Below are 17785 nucleotides of genomic sequence, written 5' to 3' on the forward strand. Positions count from 1 at the left end.
CCAGCCCCGGCCACGTGCCGGGGCTTTTGTTTTTAGCTATCGGAAAACCGTTTAATTCAGGGATAAATGTTTTGACTGCGAACTAATTTGCCTTTACATTATTGCCATATGGAATCATTTGTGAGTAAACGGAGAGATAAAGATGTTTAAAAATATAACGATACGAACGCGCTTAATCGCCAGCCTGTCCTTCCTCGGCGCGTTGATGCTGTTCCTCGGCGGCCTCAGCATCTACGGCATGAACACCGTCAATTACTCGCTGAAAGACGTGTACACCAACCAGATGGCCTCGACCGTCACGCTGACCAATGCCAAGAATTTCCTGAACCGCTCGCGCTTTGTGATCGACCGCGGCGTGTTCCACCCGGACGCCCCTGATCTGGACAAGACCCTGAGCCGCGCCGAAGGCTTCATTACGGATTCCAACCAGGCCTGGAAGGCTTATCTGGCGCTGCCGCTGGGCGAAGGCGAAAAAGAACTGGCAGCCGACCTCGATGCCAAACGCACGCTGTACGTGAATGAAATGCGCGCCCTGATGGCGGCGCTGCGGGCCCAGGACATGGAAAAAATCGACACGCTGTCGATGAAGACCCTGTCGGCGCAGTTTGGCGTATTCGATGCGGCCTCCAACAAGCTGGAAGCGTTCCAGATGGACTCCGCCAAGGTGCATTACGACGACAGCCAGTCCTTCTTCTCCGGCTTTACCAAAGGCTTTACCGTGATTCTGCTGGTGGGCGCAGTGCTGATTGTGATTTCCAGCGTACGCCTGCTGCGCGCCATCCTGCGCCCGCTGGAGCACGCACTGGGCCACTTTGACCAGATCGCAAGCGGCAACCTGGCGAACCAGATCCGCATTGAGCGCCACGACGAAATGGGCCGCCTGATGCAGGGCCTGATTAAAATGCAGGACCAGATGTCCAACACCGTGAGCAGCATCCGTCACGGCAGCAGTGCCATCGCGACTGCCAGCGCGGAAATCGCAGCCGGCAATCTCGACCTGTCGCGCCGTACCGAGAATCAGGCTGCGGCACTCGAAGAAACCGCGTCGTCGCTGGAAGAGCTGACCTCGACGGTACGCCAGAACGCCGACAACGCCCGTCAAGCCAACCAGTTGGCGCTGAGCGCGCAGGACGTGGCGGGCAAGGGCGGCCAGTTGGTGTCGCAAGTGGTATATACCATGGGTAGCATCAACAATTCGTCGCGCAAGATTGCCGACATCATTGGCGTGATCGATGGCATCGCCTTCCAGACCAATATCCTGGCGCTCAATGCGGCAGTGGAAGCGGCGCGCGCTGGCGAGCAGGGGCGCGGCTTTGCCGTGGTGGCGACCGAGGTGCGCAATCTGGCCCAGCGTTCGGCCGCCGCAGCCAAGGAGATCAAGGAGCTGATTACCGCGTCCGTGGAACAGGTTGACGCGGGCACGGCGCTGGTGGACAAGGCCGGCGCCACGATGGGCGATATCGTCAGCGGCGTGGAGCGCGTCACCAGCATCATGACCGAAATCATGGTGGCCGGCGAAGAGCAAAGCGAAGGCATCAACCAGATCAACCAGGCCATCGTCTCGATGGATGAAGTGACGCAGCAGAACGCCGCGCTGGTGGAGGAAGCCGCCGCAGCCGCCAACGCCATGCAGGAGCAGGCCGCGCAGCTGGAAGAAATGGTCAGCACCTTCAAGCTCGATAGCACGCCACGCATCGGCATGCGTACAGCGCTGCGTCGCCCAACGCTGGCGCTGACCAACTAAGATTGGCGTAAAACCGACAGCATTTGGCATCCAGGGCCTATCGGCTCCGGGTGCCATTTTCTATCATGAAGTCCCTCTCCCGACTCACATGAAAGAAAGCCATGCCCGCCATCACGCCACCGCTGGACGCCAACGTTAGCCTCGTCACCGATTTCATGCAGGCCGTTTGGGTCGACGGCAATCCAGAGCTGATCGATCACTACGTCGGCGCCGGGTTTGTCGACCATGCCTACACACCCCACGACAGTAGTGGCCATGGGAATATGGTGCGGGTCTTTTCTGCCGCCTTCAGCGGCGCCGCGCACAGGGTGGAACAGTGCGTGGCACAGGGCGACATGGTGATGCTTCAGCTCAGGGTCCAGGCCCGCCACAGCGGCCAGTTTCGCGACATCGCCGCCACCGGCAAGGCTATCGAGGTGACGCAATACCGCACCTTCCGGATTGCCGACGGCCGCATCGTCGAGCATTGGGCGTTGTTCGATACCGCCAGCCTGCTGCGGCAATTGCAGCCGGAACTGGTGGTGGCTGGCGCCTGCGCGGTGAAATAGGCCGTCGGCGTGACGTATAATCCGCCGACATTCTCCAATGAGGCGCCATGATTTCCTTCGCTTACCCCAAGCGGTTCGACGAACCCTTTGATACCGGTGAGCGCATTTTCGGGCAGACTTACCTGCTGTATGCCTCCGCTGGCGCCTTCCACCTGGACGTTGAGCAGCGCAGCTGGCTGCTGCCACCGCACCGGGCGGCGCTGATTTCGGCGGGCACGCCGATCCGCATTCGCAGCAATGCCGCCGCCACTTCGGCGTCGGTGCTGTTCGCGCCCGGATGCGTGGCACAGCCTTCGCTGCCCTGCCAGGTATTCCGGGTCACGCCGTTGATCGCGAAAATGATCCAATACGCGACCCGCTGGGATGCGCAGCAGGCGGCATCGGATCAAAGCTCGCAACCGTTTCTGACCGCCTTGGCAGGCGTCGTTGGCGAAGCTGCCGCTTGCGTCGAAGACCTGTGGTTTCCGCGTGCCCGCACGGCGGAGCTGGATCGCGCAGTGAGCTATACGCTGGCCCATCTCGGCGAGGTGTTGAGTTTTTCGGACGTGGCCAGAGCAGCCATCACGTCCGAGCGTACCTTGTCACGGCGCTTCGCCGAAGAATTCAGCATGAGCTGGTCGGAGTTCGTGCAGCGCGCACGTGTCGTCAAAGCCACGGAGCGGCTGGCGATGTCGCGCGACCAGGTGGTCCAGATTGCCCACGAAACGGGCTTTTCCAGCGCCAGCCTGTTTGCGCAGGCCTTCCGTCAGGTCATGGGCGAAACGCCGACACAATATCGGCGGCGGCTAGGTTAAGCCGGGACAGCGTTTTTGGCGAAGTGCCGCGCCAGATAGAGCCCCAGCGCTAGCGCACCGAGCACCGTGATGCCAAACTCCAGCGTCACACCAGGTTGCACCGGCCATGCCGTCAACAGCGCCAGGCCGGTCAGCAGATTGAAGAAGCCCCGCAGCACGTTGAGTACAGCGGACGAATGGCCGACGCCGCGCGGCCTCGCAAACGGCGTCGGAAAGCGCTTGCCCTGCAGGCCAGCCGCCAGGTGTGGCAGGGCGTTGCACAGGAATGCGCCGGTAAAGAAATGAGCAAAGGCGTGCATGGCGGCTTTCCTTATTGTTTCGCGTTGGTGTGATGTGCCAGCGGCAGTTCGGGCAGCCAGAACAGCATCAGCAGCCCGAGTCCCACCAGCACCGTGCCAGCGCTGAAGATGATGGCCAGCGCGTGGCGGTACAGATCTGGGTTGGCGGCCTGGCCGTGCAGCTGCATCGCCAGGATCGCACCGGAGCCGGTCACGCCGATCAGGCCGCCCAGCGAGCGGAAGAAGCCCAGCATGGCGGTACCGACGCCGCGGCGCGTGGCGGGCAGGGCGTTCTGTACCGCCATCGTCATGTTCGGCATCACGAGACCCAGGCCGGCGCCGAGCACAAAGATGGCCGGTTCCAGCAGGCCAAAGCTGGCCGCATGCGCGATGCCCCAGGACAGCGTGGCAAACGACAAGGTGGCCAGGCTCAGGCCCAGGATTTGCGCCGGCTTGTAGCGGCCGCTGGATTTCAGCAGCACGCGGCCGTTCAGCGTGGATGACAGCACCAGGCCCACCATCATCGGCATGGTCAGCAGGCCGGAATTGGCCGGGCTGACCCCCATCACCATCTGGAACAGCAGCGGGAAGAACACGCTGGAACCCATCATGCCGACGAAAGTCAGCGCCAGCACCACGCTGGCGACGTTGAACACGCGGTTGTCAAACAGGTCTGGTGGCAGCACCGGTTCCGGCACGCGGCGCACGTGGAACAGCAGCGCGATGGCCAGTACCAGCGCCAGCGCGCCCAGTTCCTTGACCTGATGACCGTCCCATCGCCATTCGGTACCACCCAGCGCCAGCACCAGCAGCGCCGACGTCACCGCGCCCGTCAGCAGCACCGAGCCCAGATAATCGATCTTGTGGGCATGGTGCGGTTTGTCGTCGTGCATGTATTTGCCGATCACGTACACGGCCACCGCACCGATCGGCAGGTTGATGTAGAAAATCGAATGCCACGACAGCCAGTCCGTCATCAAGCCGCCCAGCACGGGGCCGATGACGCTGGTGGCCGCATACACGGCCGCGATGCTGCCCTGGCGCTTGCCGCGTTCAGCCGGTGGAATCAGGTCGCCGATGACGATTTGCGCCAGCGGCAAAAAGCCGCCCGCGCCCAGGCCCTGAATGGCGCGGAACACAATCAGCTGCGTCATGCTTTGCGCCAGGCCGCACAGCGCCGAACCCGTCAGGAACAGGATGATGGCCGCGTACAGCAGCGGTTTGCGGCCGTACTGGTCGCTGAGTTTGCCGTACAGCGGCATGGTGGCGGTGGAGGCCAGCACATAGGCCGTTATTACCCACGACAGGTGGGCCATGCCGCCCAGTTCCGACACGATGCGCGGCAGCGCGGTGGCCACGATGCTCTGGTCCAGCGCGGAGAGGCCGATCATGATGACCAGGCCCATGTAGATATTCCGGATTTGGGTGGGGTTTTGCATCGTCGTCATTCGCCAATCTCATTCAGATAAACCAAAGCGTTGCGGAGCGCCGCTGCGCCTTCCGGCGGCAGTTGCGCGAGTTTGCGGGCCAGCCAGTCCCGGCGGCGGGTGCGGATGTCTTCCAGCACGGTGGTGCCGTGTTTGGTCAGCAGCAGGCCGCTGCGGCGCCGGTCTTCTGGATCGGGCGCGTCGCGGCGCACCAGGTCGAGCGCCTCCAGCGCCTTGATATGGCCGCTCATGGTCGGACCACGCAGTTTTTCCATGCGCGCCAGCTCCGCCACGCCGATGCCAGGATGCAGGCTGATGGTGGACAGCAGCATTTTCTGCTGCAAGGTCAGGCCGGAGGGATCGTTGTCGCTTTCCTGGCGGATGCGGCGGAACACATGGTGCAGCGCGACCCGCAGCTCGTCGGCGAGCGCGATCGCATGCTGGGGGATGGGTTTTTCAGGACTCATGGCAATAAATATAGGTAGGCTACCTATCTATATTAAGCCACGCCTGGCTGGAATTCAAGATGAAAAAAAGCCCGGCGAACCGGGCAGGGGAGGAAGCAGGCTTATTTGAGGGCGCCAAACACCTTGCCAATCAACTTGCTGCCCGTGCCCAGCGGGTCGGCGCGGATGGCTTTTTCCTCTTCGGCGATCATGGTGTACAGGCCGTCCAGCGCGCGCTGCGTGACATAGCCTTCCACCGTGGCCTGGTCCTTGGCGATCACGCCGATTTTCGGCGCCAGGTTCATGGCCGCATTGTATTTGGTGGCCAGGCCGGATTTGTCGGTGACTTTTTTCACCACCGGCAGGAATTGCACGGCCAGCTTGTCCTGGGTTTTACCGCGGAAGAAATCGGTGACCGAGGTCTCGCCGCCGGTCAGGATGTTCTTGGCGTCGGTCACGGTCATCGACTTGACCGCCTCCAGCAGCAGCGGCTTGGCCATGGGCACGGCCGCTTCGGCCGCATGGTTCATCTGCACCACCAGGTCATCCAGCTGCTGGCCTTTGCCCGTCATTTTGAGAATCGGGCGCGCCTGTTCCAGTATCTTGGGCAGCGGGATGCGCACCTTGTCGTTGTTGAGGAAACCACCGTCGGCGCCGAGTTTGCTGACGGCCTGACTGGAGCCGGTTTCCAGCGCTGCTTTGAGGCCGCCGGAAGCGTCCTTGTTGGTGAGATCGTCCAGCGACAGCGCAAAGGCGCTGGCCGCCAGCACGCTCAGAGGAATCAATACGGCGATGGAACGACGGGATATCTGCATGGGTGGACCTCCAGGTTGGCAGCACCGGCAGCCGCCGGTATGCGCTACTGTACTCCACCGCGCCTTACGCCGCCAGCGCCGGCATCTCCCTCGACAGGCGTTCGATGAGGCGGTCGCACTGGAACACGCTGAGCGTGATCTGGCTGCCGTCGTCGTTGTCGATGTTGATGACTTCATCCATCTCGGTGCGCGGATCGCCCTGCGCGTTCGGGTTGCGCATCATCTTGGGCGCGCCAAAGCGGCGGCTGTCCTCGATGGTCATGATGTTTTCGACCGCATCCACCATCAGCCCATAGCATTCATCGCCACGGTCCACCACAAGGATCTTGGCTTTCGAGGTGTCTTGCAGCGGCGCCATGCCATACAGGCTGCGCAAGTCCACTACGCTGACCATTTGCTGGCGCAGATTGAGCATGCCGTACATGAACGCCGGCACGCCGGGTGGGCGCGTGATTTCGCCGGAGGTGAAATCGATGATCTCGCGCACCTGCTTGATCTCCACCGCATAGCTGTTTTCCAGCGCAAAGGTGATGTAGACCTTGCGCTGGCCACGGCGCGCGTCCTGCCGCTGCAGCTTGTTCAGCACTTCCTCGTCCTTGGGGTAGAGGTTGGCGTGGCCGTTGCGCATTTCCTTGATCTCGTTGCTGGAGAAGATCTGCTGGTGGTCGAGGAAGAAGATGTCGCCCAGGTCCGGCTTGGACAGGCAGCCGCCGAACATGCCGGTGCGGGTCTTGCTCAGCAGCGGAATCGGCATCACTTCTTCGCTGTAGAAGTTGACGATGTTGTTGACCGAGTCGACCAGGAAGCCGATGGTGGCGTCGTCGATGCGCGCCACGATGATGCGCTGGTCGGCGCCGAAACTGCGCTCGGCACCCGCCACAGAGGGCGTCGCCGCGTTGAGCAGCGTGGCAAAGTCCACCACCGCCACCGGACTGCCGCGGAAGTTGATGCGGCCCAGGCACAGTGCGCTGTTGAGCACCGAGGCCTGCAGCTCGGGCACGCGGATAATCTCCTGGATCGCGCTCATCTCGAAGGCAAACGCCGAGCCGCCCACGCAGAAGCTCACGCACTGGCGGCGCTCGCCGTGCGTGCGGCGCGCCAGGCGGTCGGCGGATTGCAGCGCCAGCACTTGCGGCACGTTTTCGATGCGTATCAGCGCGTCCGGGTCCAGCACCTGCACCAGCCGCGCGCCGTGGTTGAGCAGTATCGTGCCGGCCACCACGCCGCCTTGGTCGCCATCGTTGTAGGCGAGGGTGCTGCGCTGCTCGGGTCGCACGCGCAGGATTTCGCCGGTGGCGTGGAACAGTATGCCGACCAGCACGCCCTGATAGTCGAGGATGGCGATTTTGTCGGTCGGTAGCGCCGAACGCGCGCTGGTGTCAAACACGCGGCCCAGGTTCACCACCGGGATCACGCTGCCGCGCAGCGTGAAGATCCCTTCCAGGAATTTGGGCGACAAGGGCAGCGTGGTCATCTTGTCCGGATAGTTGACCACCTCGCGGAAGCAGCTCGCGGGCAGGGCGAATTCGTCTTCGCCCAACACAAAAGAACCAAACAGCTCCGTGACGGAGGTGGCGGAAGCATCAGGCATAGTTGGCCTTCGAAGTAGTGGTGACAATTTCCTGCACCGCGTAGTCGCAGGTGGCGCAATCGATGGTGATCGTGCGGCCGCATTTGCCGCCAACGCGGCAGTAAGCCACGTTGAGGCCGTACTTGCGCAGGTGATGGCGCGCTGCGTCGGCATTCTGCTGGCCGATCTGCAGGCGGCTGGAGCAGGCGTTGAGCATAGTGGCGCCGCCGGCGACCACCACTTCAATATCCGCGTAATCCGCCTCGGTGGCGCCCATCAGGCGCAGCAGCGAAGGCACGGCCTGGTTGACATAGCGCGCACCCAGTTCCTCGGCCGCTTGCGGGCACTCCGGCAGCAGGCAATGGGCCAGGCCGCAGCGGCCGCGCTTTTTCCAGAGGATGCCAATGCCCACGCACGAGCCCAGCAGCGCCTGCAACTGGCCGGTGCGGCTGGCGATCTTGATTTGGCCCATGCCGACCTGGACTGGTGGGCGCGGCGCACTGCTGTCGCGTTCGGGCGCCTCCAGCTCCGGCCAGGGCAGGGGCGCCAGAAACGGCAGATTGGTATGGATGGTTGCTTGCATGGGACACCGCCTTTATTCCATTCGATAGATCATCGGCCGGTCGAACTGGTAGGCGGTGTTGAGGCCAGAGATCGATTCGGATTCACCCACAATCATGACTGAGTGGGCTGCCATGCTCAGGCGCGCTTGCTGAAGGATGGTTTGCTGCTGTTCCTGATCGAAGTAGATCAGCACGTTGCGCAAAAATACCAGGTCAAACTGCTTGGCAGGCTTGAGTGGCGTTAGCAAATTATGTTGGGCTAATTCCACGTTATTCTTCAGTGCATCCACCACCCGCAGGCCATTGGCGCTGGGACGGAAGTACTTCTTGACCCAGTCCGGATGCGAGGACTGGATGCGCTCGACCGAACGGCCGGTGTACTGGCCGTCGCGCGCCAGCGCCAGGATCTGCCGCGAAATATCGGTCGCGTGGATCTGGTAGCTGAAGCCGGGGTGCGCGGCTTGAAACTCTTCGCACAGCATGGCCATCGAGTACAACTCTTCACCGCTCGAGGCTGCTGCAGACCACACTTTGAGGCGCTTGCCCGGATGCTCGCGCCACCACTGTGGCAAAAACTCCTGTTCCACGTAATCCCACACTTGCGGGGTGCGGAAGAACAGGGTGTCGTTGGTGGTGACCAGGTCGATAAAATGCGGTATCTCGGCCCGGTCCTGCTCCACCATGTCCAGATAAGCCTGGTAGCTGTTCAGTTTCAGCGCCTGAACGCGCGGGCGCAAGCGCCGCTCCAGCAACACGCTTTTCCGCTCGGTCATGGCGATGCCGGTATGCTTGCGCACCAGCGCGATGAGCGCGGACAGCGTTGCCGGTGTGATACCGGCGTCCATGGTCATACGGTAAAGCCGGCCACCGTTTTATTCAGATCGCCGGCCCGCTGGTTCAAGCCCTCCGTCGAGCGGGCGATGCTGTCGCAGGCGGCCGCCGATTTCTCGGCCTCCTCGGCGATATATTGCACCGCAGTGCTGACTTCACGCGCGGTCAGCAGCTGCTCGTTGGTGGCCTTGGAAATATCGGAAATCGCATTGGTGGTCTTGACCACGCCAACCAGGATCTTGTCGAACGCATCGCTGGCCTGGCGCGAAATCTCGCTGCCCGCCGACACGCGCTTGACCGACTCGTTGATGAGCTTGGAAATCTCCTTGGTCGCCTGCGAGGAGCGTTCCGCCAGCTTGCGCACTTCGTCGGCGACCACCGAGAAGCCGAGGCCGTGCTCGCCTGCGCGCGCTGCTTCAATCGCGGCGTTGAAGGCCAGCATATTGGTCTGGTTGGCGATATCGCTGATAACCTTGACGATTTCGCCGATGTCTTCCGACGAACGGTTGATCAGGTCCATGGCCTCGATCGACTTGGCCACGGCCTTGGCGCCCACTTCCGCCTCGTACTGGGTAGACTTGGCCATGGCGTCGGCGTCCGACGTATTGCCGGCGATCGTGTTGATCGAGCTGGTCAGGCCATCGATGGAGGCGTTCATCTCTTCCACGGTGGCGCCCAGCGCCTGGGTGCCCACGGCCACGCCGTTGGAGCGTTCGGCAATCGTGGTCGAGGCGTCGGCCAGGCCGCTGGCCGACATCACGACGTCGCTGATGACGCGGCGCAGGTCGGTAATCATCTTGCTGATGCCCTCGGCCAGGTGATCCAGCGGCTCGTCGCCTTCGATCGTGACTTTGCTGGTCAGGTCGCCGCTGGCCGCGCGTTCCACCGAGTCCAGCAGGCGGGCGATTTTATCGCCGTCGGCCTTGGCTTTGGCCGTGACGGATTCTTCCAGTTCCACCTGGGCGGTAATATCAGTTGCGTATTTAACTATTTTGTATGGATTGCCATTTAAATCCATAATCGGATTATACGTGGCTTGAATCCATATCGTTTTCTTATTATTGCCAATTCGTTTATAGCGTCCGGCATCAAACTCGCCACGATTCAGTTTCTGCCAGAAACGTTTATAGTCGGCACTGGCCGCATAATCGGGGTCGACAAACATGCGATGGTGCTCGCCTTTGATGTCGTCCATAAAATATCCCATAACATCGAGGAAATTTTCATTGGCGTTGAGCACGTGGCCCTGCATGTCGAACTCGATGACGGCCTGGGCTTTGCTGATGGCGCTGACCTTGCCTTCATACTCGGCGTTGCGCAGGCGGTTGGCGGTGATGTCAGTGGCGAACTTGATGATTTTGTAGGGCTTGCCATCGGCATCCATCACGGGATTGTAGGAGGCGTTGATCCAGATCTCGCGGCCGTCCTTGGCCACACGCTTGTACTCGCCGTGCTCGTATTCCCCAGCGGCCAGACGGATCCAGAACTGTTTGTATGCTGGGCTGGCGGCAAATTCCGGCTCGCAGAACATCGAATGATGGCGGCCCTGGACTTCGCTCAGCGAGTAGCCGAGCACGCGCAGGAAGTTTTCGTTGGCGTGCAAAATGATGCCTTCAAGATCAAACTCAATGACCGCTTGCACGCGGTTCAATGCCGCGTGGATGGCTTGGAGTTCTACATCCTGCGTCTGGATTACCTGGCTAGGAGCGTTCATGGGAGTCCCTGTTTGATATTAAGGAGATACTAAATACGTAAGTATTTTGATACTGTGTGATATTTAGTGAGATTTAATATGATATTCGGGGGCGGGGAATATGCGTGGCGTTGATTAATTATTTCCTGTATTTAAATCTGGGGCAAGCTGAGCAATAAGGAATCTTGGTGAAGTGTACTCCGCAAACGACAGGTTTTTAAATCACTCGCGCCATTACGAAGCGTTACCACCGGATTCAAAAGCATGAGCTCACCATAAAAAATAACACGGTCGTTCGTTTTGTAAGGTATAGTAAGCAAGCCTGCCATTTCAACCAAAACATAAGGAAGAGACATGACTGCTGAATATCAAGTGCACGGTGCCGTTGCCGTCATTACCCTGAACAATCCGCCGGTCAACGGCATGGGCCTGGAAACGCGGACTGCGGCGGTGAAGGGCATCCAGCAAGCGCTGGCGGACGATGCGGTCAAAGCCATCGTCATCACCGGCGCCGGCAAAGCCTTTTCGGGCGGCGCCGACATCAAAGAATTCAATACCCCCAAAGCGCTGGCCGAGCCCAGCCTGCATACCTTCATTGCCACCGCCGAAAGCTCGACCAAGCCGGTGGTGGCGGCGATCCATACCGTGTGCATGGGCGGCGGCCTGGAACTGTCGCTGGGCTGCCATTACCGTGTCGCCATGCCGGGCGCGCAGATCGCGCTGCCGGAAGTGAAGCTGGGCCTGCTGCCAGGCGCTGGCGGCACGCAGCGTCTGCCGCGCGTGCTGGGCCTGGAACCGGCATTGAACATGATTGTCTCGGGCAATCCGGTCGCGTCGGAAAAGCTGCCGGCCCTGTTTGACGAGATCTTTGCCGCCGATGCCGACCTGTTGACGTCGGCCGTGGCCTTCGCTGAAAAGATTGCCGATGTGCGTCCGCTGCCGAAAGTGCGCGACCGCAAGGTGGACTACCCGAACCACGAAGCCTTCCTGCAATTCTCGCGCAACACGGTCAAGGCCATGGCCGGTCCGTTCCCGGCGCCGCTGGAGTGCGTGGAAACCGTGGCCGCGTCCGTCACCATGAAATTTGAAGACGGCATGAAGTTCGAGCGCGAGCGCTTCCTGCACCTGATTCAGACCACCGAATCGAAAGCGCTGCGCCATGCCTTCTTTGCCGAACGCGTGGCCAGCAAGGTACCGGATGTGCCTGCCGATACGCCAGTGCGTCCGATCAAGAGCGCGGCCATCATCGGCGCCGGCACCATGGGCGGCGGGATTGCCATGAACTTCCTGAACGCCGGCATTCCCGTCAAGCTGCTGGAAACCCGGCAGGAAGCGCTGGACAAGGGTATCGCCACGATTCGCAAGAACTATGAAAACACGCTGAAAAAAGGCAAGCTGACGCAGGAAAAACTGGATCAGCGCATGGGCCTGCTGAGCAGCACGCTGGCCTACGAAGATATCGGTCAGGCGGACATCGTGGTGGAAGCCGTGTTTGAGGAAATGGGCGTCAAGGAAGCCGTGTTCCGCAAGCTCGATGAAGTGATGAAGCCGGGGGCGATCCTGGCCACCAACACCTCGACGCTGGACGTGGACCAGATCGCCGCGTTCACCCAGCGCCCGCAGGACGTGATCGGTACGCACTTCTTCTCGCCGGCCAATGTCATGAAGCTGCTGGAAATCGTGCGTGGCAAGGCCACCGGCAAGGACGTGCTGGCGACCGCGCTGGCGCTGTCCAAAAAACTCAAGAAGACCGGCGTGGTGTCGGGCGTGTGCGACGGCTTCATCGGCAACCGCATGATCGAGCAGTACAGCCGCCAGGCTGGTTTCCTGCTGGAAGAGGGCGCGTTGCCGGAGCAGGTCGACAAAGCAGCCGAGAAATTCGGCTTTGCCATGGGGCCGTTCCGCATGGGCGACCTGGCCGGCAACGACATTGGTTGGGCGATCCGCAAGCGCCGCTATGTCGAGAAGCCAGAGATCAGCTATTCCAAAACCGCCGACCTGCTGTGCGAAATGGGGCGCTATGGCCAGAAAACCGGCGCTGGCTGGTACGACTACAAGGCGGGCGACCGCAAGGCGTATCCTAACGAGGACGTCAACGCCATGATCGTCAAGCATTCGGCCGACCTGGGCATCACCCGCCGCAAGATCAGCGATGAGGAAATCGTTGAGCGCCTGGTCTACTCGCTGGTCAACGAAGGCGCGCTGATCCTGGAAGAGGGCATTGCACTGCGCGCGTCGGACATCGACATGGTCTACCTGACCGGCTATGGCTTCCCGCTGTACCGTGGCGGACCGATGTTCTACGCCGATACGGTTGGCTTGCCGAATGTGCTGTTGGCCATCAACAAATACGCCAAAGGACACCAGGGCGGGGCGTGGAAGCCAGCGCCATTGCTGAGCAAGCTGGCTGCCGATGGGAAAGGTTTCAACGGATAAACTAACGTTGCAAATAAACCATAGTAATTGATTTTGTGCTCACACTTTTCGGCCGGCGTCGCTATAATCGACCCCGGCCGTTTTTGTTTTCCCGCGCCCAGGAAACGGCTGGCAGTGTGGTGGGCGTCCGAATTCATACTAAAAAATCCAGGGGTTTTCATGAAGCACACCATCATCGCTGCCGCACTGGCAATCGCCAGCTTCTCATCGGCTCAGGCTGCCTCCATCAACGGCCTGCACAACACCGGCGAAGGCATCAGCGGCACGGCGGACGCGTACTACACGCTGAGTTCGAGCAGTGTCAGCAACACCGTACCGACCATCACCAACGGCAGCCAGTGGCCGATCAACCCGTGGCTGGCCAACACCGACGCCTCGAAATGGATCACGCCAACCGGCACCCAGGGCGAGAGCCTGGACCCATGGAGCAATGGCACTTACACCTACACGCTGCAGTTCGACCTGACCGGTTACAACGCCGCATCGGCAGTGTTCAATGCGCGCATCGCAGCGGACAACGCGGTGTCCGTCAAATTGAATACCACTAGCCTGTTGAGCAATGCGGTCGGCTTCACCAACTGGAGCGATTTCTCGGCCCACAGCGGTTTTGTGGCCGGCGTCAACACGCTGGAATTTACCGTCACCAACTACGCGCTGAATGGCGGCAATCCAAGCGGCCTGCGCGTCGAGTTCCTGAACTCCAACGTGGCGGCCGTACCTGAACCAGAAGCCTATGCCATGCTGCTGGGTGGTCTGGCGCTGGTTGGCGCCATTGCGCGCCGTCGCAAACAACAATAAAAGTGTGGTAAAAGCTCACATGCCGTATAGAAAATTTATTGGCATGTGAGCATTTCGGCGAAAAGCCCGATATAATTCTTCACAACAAGCACCTCCTTCGACGCCCTAAAAAACGGGTCGGAACTCCAGGCATCCCCATCGATGCTGGCTGAAACGACTAACCGATTTTTTAGAGGCTCCCATGAAACGCCCCCTGATTACCGCTGCCGTACTGGCATTCGCTGCCATGACTGCTGCACACGCTGCCAGCATCACCGGCCTGAAAAACACCGGCCTGGGCGCCAGCGGCAGTGCCGACACCAACTACAGCCTGAGCGCAGCCAGCAGCGATACTGCTATCGGCAACAGCGTACCGGTCATCACCTACGACAGCCAGTGGCCGATCGGTCCGTGGCTGTCGAACAGCAGCAGCTCCAAATGGATCACGCCGACCGGCAGCCAGGGCCAGAGCTTTGACGCCGGGAGCGCGGGCACCTACACCTATTCCCTGTCGTTTGACCTGAGCGGTTTCAACGCCGCCAGCGCCTCGTTCGTGGGCCGCCTGGCGGCGGACAATGCGGTGGTGGTCAAACTCAACAACCAGGTCATCAGTAGCGCGAGCGGTTTTACCGACTGGAGCAGCTTCAGCGCAAGTACAGGATTTGTGTCCGGCCTCAACAAGCTGGACTTCGTGGTCACCAACTGGGCGCAGAACGGCGGCAATCCGACCGGCCTGCGTGTTGAGTTTGGCACGTCAAGTGTCATGGCGGCGGTTCCGGAACCGGAAACCTACGCCATGCTGCTGGGCGGCCTCGCCTTGGTTGGCGCCTTCGCGCGCCGCCGTCAGCAGCACTGAGCAAGCAGTAGAGCAGTAGTAGCAAGCAGCAGTAGTAACAGTAGTAGAAACTCCTTGGGTTAATAGTTTGCCGCCTCTCCACGAGGCGGTTTTTTTTCCCGGGGTCAGTTCTTGCAATCCAACACGGGCTCGTCTGTTGAGACTGCACAGAACGACGGATTTCTTCCCGATGTACGGTTTGCTTCATGAGCAGACCATTACGATTTGAGTTTCCCGGCGCGCTGTATCATGTCACCGCACGCGGCGACAGGCAGCAGGCTATCTATCGTGACGACACGGACCGGTTGTTTTGGATAGAAGTGCTAAAAAAGACCTGTGAGCGCTTCAACTTTTCTGTGCATGGCTTTTGCCAGATGACGAATCACTACCATCTGCTGGTAGAGACTGGCGATGCGAATTTGTCGCGCGGAATGCGTCAGTTAAATGGAATTTATTCCCAGTACTTCAATCGTCGCCATCGAGTGGTTGGGCACCTGTTTCAGGGCAGATATAAGGCGATCCTGGTTCAGAAGGAAGCGCATTTGCGCGAAGCTGCGCGTTATGTTGTGCTGAATCCAGTGCGCGCAGGAATGGTGCGGTTGCCGGATGATTGGCATTGGAGTAGCTACCATCTCGTGACGAGCCTGGACGCATCACCGCCCTGGATGCAAATCAACTTGATTTTGGCGCCATTCGGAGCCACTCGTCTGGAGGCGATCCAGGCCTATCGCAGCTTTATCGTCGCTGGGATCGGAGGGAGCAACCCCTTCAACAACGTTCGGCATCAACTGTTTCTTGGCGACGAGGCTTTTATTGCCGGCCATCGTTGTACAGAGTTCGATACCACGTTAAACGAAGTGACGAGAGTGCATCGGCGCGCACTAGCGCTTTCGCTGGACGAATATCAGGCAAAATTTCAGGATCGGGATACGGCTATCGTTCAAGCCTATCGGTCCACCGCATATACGATGGCGCAGATAGCGGCGCATTTCCACATCTCCTACGCCACCGTCAGCCGCATCATCCACCGTGCAGAGTAAGCCGTTATTGATGAGGTCGTGTTGGATTGCAAGAACTGACCCCGGATGAAAAAAGCCGCCCGAAGGCGGCTTAACTGAGCGGCGGGAAAGGCTTTAGTCCGCTGCGTAGATATTGTTGTCTTTGGTTTCGCCGATGAACAGTACGCCAATCACGACGGTGGCCAGGGCGATGATGATGGGATACCACAGGCCGTAGTAGATGTCGCCCTTGAAGGCCACCAGCGCGAACGAAATGGTCGGCAGCAGGCCGCCGAACCAGCCGTTGCCGATATGGTAGGGCAGGGACATCGAGGTGTAGCGGATGCGGGTCGGGAACATCTCGACCAGCATCGCCGCGATCGGGCCGTACACCATGGTCACATATAGCACCAGGATGAACAGGATCAGCACCACCATCGGTTTGTTGATCTGCGCCTCATCGGCCTTGGCTGGGTAGCCAGCGGCCTTGATGGCGCCGCCGACTTCTTTTTTCAGCGCGGCTTCAGCGTCTTTCGATGGCTTGTCGAAGTTCAGGCCGTCGGGCGTCATGACGGCGTTGAACGAGCTGATTTCCTTGTCGCCGACCTTGATCTTGGCCACGCTGCCAGCTGGCGCTTCCTGCGTGGTGTAGTTCACCGAGGCGTTCGACAGCATGCCGGTGGCAATGTCGCACGACGATGGGAACTTCTTGGTGTTGGTCGGGTTGAACTGGAAGTGGCACGAGGCCGGATCGGCTACCACCACCACTGGCGAATTTTTCAGCGCGGCTTCCAGCTGCGGATTGCCGTAGTGGGTCAGGGCGCCGAACAGCGGGAAGTAGGTGGCCGCAGCCAGCACGCAGCCGCCCAGGATGATGTATTTGCGGCCGATCCGGTCGGACAGCATGCCGAAGAAGATGAAGAACGGCGTCGCCAGCGCCAGCGACAGCGCGGTCATGATGTTGGCGTTGGCGCCGTCGATCTTCAGTACCTGGGTCATGAAGAACAGGGCGTAGAACTGGCCGGTGTACCACACCACTGCCTGGCCCATGGTCAGGCCGATCAGCGCCAGGATCACGACTTTCAGGTTTTTCCACTGGCCGAACGCTTCGCTCAGCGGCGCCTTGGAGGTTTTGCCTTCGGCTTTCATTTTGGCGAAGGCCGGCGATTCATTCATCGACAGGCGGATCCACACCGATATCCCCAGCAGCAGCACGGATACCAGGAATGGTACGCGCCAGCCCCAGGCGTTGAAGGCTTCTTCGCCGATCGCGGTGCGGGTGCCCAGGATCACCAGCAGCGACAGGAACAGGCCCAGCGTCGCGGTGGTCTGGATCCACGAAGTGAAGGCGCCGCGCTTGCCGTGCGGTGCGTGCTCCGCCACGTAGGTCGCTGCGCCGCCATATTCGCCGCCCAGTGCCAGGCCCTGCAAAATCCGCAGGGTGACCAGTACAATTGGCGCCGCGATGCCGATGGCCGCATAGCCGGGCAAGAGGCCGACAATGAAGGTGGAGGCGCCCATGATCAGAATGGTGATCAGGAAGGTGTATTTGCGGCCGATCATGTCGCCCAGGCGGCCAAACACCAGCGCGCCAAATGGCCGCACGATGAAGCCGGCAGCAAACGCCAGCAGCGCAAAGATGAAGGTGGTAGTCGGTTCGCCGATGAAGAACTGCTTGGCGATAATCGGCGCCAGCGAGCCGTACAGATAAAAGTCATACCATTCGAACACGGTGCCCAGCGAGGACGCAAAGATCACCTTGCGCTCTTCGGCAGTGATCGGGCTGGAGCGCCCAGGCGTGCGCGCGTCAGCGGTTCCTGTATTTGCCATGATGTGTGTCTCCTTTAGTTTTTTAGGATTTTTTCCCCAGCCGAGATAGTTATAACTTCGTCAGCTTGATCCCAGTCTGTACCCCGAACCTTACGTCATGCTTGCTTGAAACTTACACGAAACTGACAAAAATATTTGCGAACGACCGTACTAAAAATATGCTATTCTGGGCCGCATAACACCTCATTCCATAGGAGACT

16 protein-coding genes are annotated in these 17785 nt (G+C 60.2%); 7 read left to right on the forward strand and 9 right to left on the reverse strand.

The window, feature by feature from the left end; translation table 11 throughout:
* Positions 1–142 precede the first annotated feature (142 nt).
* From BUA36_RS31505 to BUA36_RS04560, 3 genes are all read left to right on the forward strand, one after another.
* Positions 143–1744, forward strand: a complete 1602-nt coding sequence (locus tag BUA36_RS31505) for a methyl-accepting chemotaxis protein (protein ID WP_072781753.1) — start codon at positions 143–145, stop codon at positions 1742–1744.
* Between the two features lie 101 nt (positions 1745–1845).
* Positions 1846–2292 carry an ester cyclase gene (locus BUA36_RS04555; protein WP_072781755.1) on the forward strand — a complete coding sequence of 149 codons (447 nt, stop codon included), beginning with the start codon at positions 1846–1848 and terminating at the stop codon, positions 2290–2292.
* A gap of 47 nt (positions 2293–2339) precedes the next feature.
* On the forward strand, positions 2340–3086 hold the full coding sequence (locus BUA36_RS04560; RefSeq protein WP_072781757.1) for an AraC family transcriptional regulator: 747 nt from the start codon (positions 2340–2342) through the stop codon (positions 3084–3086).
* On the opposite strand, the gene BUA36_RS04565 is transcribed toward BUA36_RS04560, so the two are convergent.
* From BUA36_RS04565 to BUA36_RS04600, 8 genes are all read right to left on the reverse strand, one after another.
* A complete protein-coding gene (locus BUA36_RS04565) occupies positions 3083–3385 on the reverse strand; it encodes a hypothetical protein (protein ID WP_072781759.1) in 303 nt (100 codons plus the stop codon). The two genes, BUA36_RS04560 and BUA36_RS04565, sit on opposite strands and share 4 nt — an antisense overlap.
* An 11-nt stretch (positions 3386–3396) precedes the next feature.
* Positions 3397–4812 carry an MDR family MFS transporter gene (locus tag BUA36_RS04570; RefSeq protein ID WP_084559989.1) on the reverse strand — a complete coding sequence of 472 codons (1416 nt, stop codon included), beginning with the start codon at positions 4810–4812 and terminating at the stop codon, positions 3397–3399.
* Complete coding sequence (locus BUA36_RS04575) at positions 4809–5258, reverse strand: MarR family winged helix-turn-helix transcriptional regulator (RefSeq protein WP_072781761.1); 450 nt, start codon at positions 5256–5258, stop codon at positions 4809–4811. Before BUA36_RS04575 ends, BUA36_RS04570 begins: the two co-directional genes overlap by 4 nt.
* A gap of 101 nt (positions 5259–5359) precedes the next feature.
* Positions 5360–6052 carry a DUF4197 domain-containing protein gene (locus tag BUA36_RS04580; protein WP_072781763.1) on the reverse strand — a complete coding sequence of 231 codons (693 nt, stop codon included), beginning with the start codon at positions 6050–6052 and terminating at the stop codon, positions 5360–5362.
* A 64-nt stretch (positions 6053–6116) separates the two neighbouring features.
* Positions 6117–7643: a chemotaxis protein CheW gene (locus tag BUA36_RS04585; protein WP_072781765.1), complete on the reverse strand. Its 1527-nt coding sequence runs from the start codon at positions 7641–7643 to the stop codon at positions 6117–6119.
* The gene (locus BUA36_RS04590) at positions 7636–8205 is read right to left on the reverse strand and encodes a chemotaxis protein CheD (RefSeq protein ID WP_084559990.1); all 570 of its coding nucleotides are present in this window, start codon (positions 8203–8205) and stop codon (positions 7636–7638) included. Before BUA36_RS04590 ends, BUA36_RS04585 begins: the two co-directional genes overlap by 8 nt.
* A gap of 12 nt (positions 8206–8217) precedes the next feature.
* Positions 8218–9036 (reverse strand): CheR family methyltransferase, encoded by an 819-nt coding sequence (locus tag BUA36_RS04595; RefSeq protein WP_072781767.1) that lies wholly within the window; start codon positions 9034–9036, stop codon positions 8218–8220.
* Positions 9033–10730, reverse strand: a complete 1698-nt coding sequence (locus BUA36_RS04600; protein WP_072781769.1) for a methyl-accepting chemotaxis protein — start codon at positions 10728–10730, stop codon at positions 9033–9035. Before BUA36_RS04600 ends, BUA36_RS04595 begins: the two co-directional genes overlap by 4 nt.
* 333 nt (positions 10731–11063) lie before the next feature.
* Between BUA36_RS04600 and BUA36_RS04605 the strand changes: the two genes are divergently transcribed.
* The 4 genes from BUA36_RS04605 (at position 11064) to BUA36_RS04620 (ending at position 15797) form a co-directional block, all read left to right on the forward strand.
* The gene (locus BUA36_RS04605; protein WP_072781772.1) at positions 11064–13145 is read left to right on the forward strand and encodes a 3-hydroxyacyl-CoA dehydrogenase NAD-binding domain-containing protein; all 2082 of its coding nucleotides are present in this window, start codon (positions 11064–11066) and stop codon (positions 13143–13145) included.
* A gap of 159 nt (positions 13146–13304) precedes the next feature.
* The gene (locus BUA36_RS04610) at positions 13305–13943 is read left to right on the forward strand and encodes a PEP-CTERM sorting domain-containing protein (protein WP_072781774.1); all 639 of its coding nucleotides are present in this window, start codon (positions 13305–13307) and stop codon (positions 13941–13943) included.
* A gap of 181 nt (positions 13944–14124) precedes the next feature.
* The gene (locus tag BUA36_RS04615) at positions 14125–14778 is read left to right on the forward strand and encodes an FxDxF family PEP-CTERM protein (protein ID WP_072781776.1); all 654 of its coding nucleotides are present in this window, start codon (positions 14125–14127) and stop codon (positions 14776–14778) included.
* 185 nt (positions 14779–14963) lie between these two features.
* On the forward strand, positions 14964–15797 hold the full coding sequence (locus BUA36_RS04620) for a transposase (RefSeq protein WP_072781778.1): 834 nt from the start codon (positions 14964–14966) through the stop codon (positions 15795–15797).
* Between the two features lie 93 nt (positions 15798–15890).
* On the opposite strand, the gene BUA36_RS04625 is transcribed toward BUA36_RS04620, so the two are convergent.
* Entirely contained in the window at positions 15891–17585 is a 1695-nt protein-coding gene (locus BUA36_RS04625) for an MFS transporter (protein WP_072781780.1), read from the reverse strand.
* Positions 17586–17785 lie beyond the last annotated feature (200 nt).

This window comes from Duganella sacchari (assembly GCF_900143065.1).
Lineage (GTDB): Bacteria > Pseudomonadota > Gammaproteobacteria > Burkholderiales > Burkholderiaceae_D > Rugamonas > Rugamonas sacchari.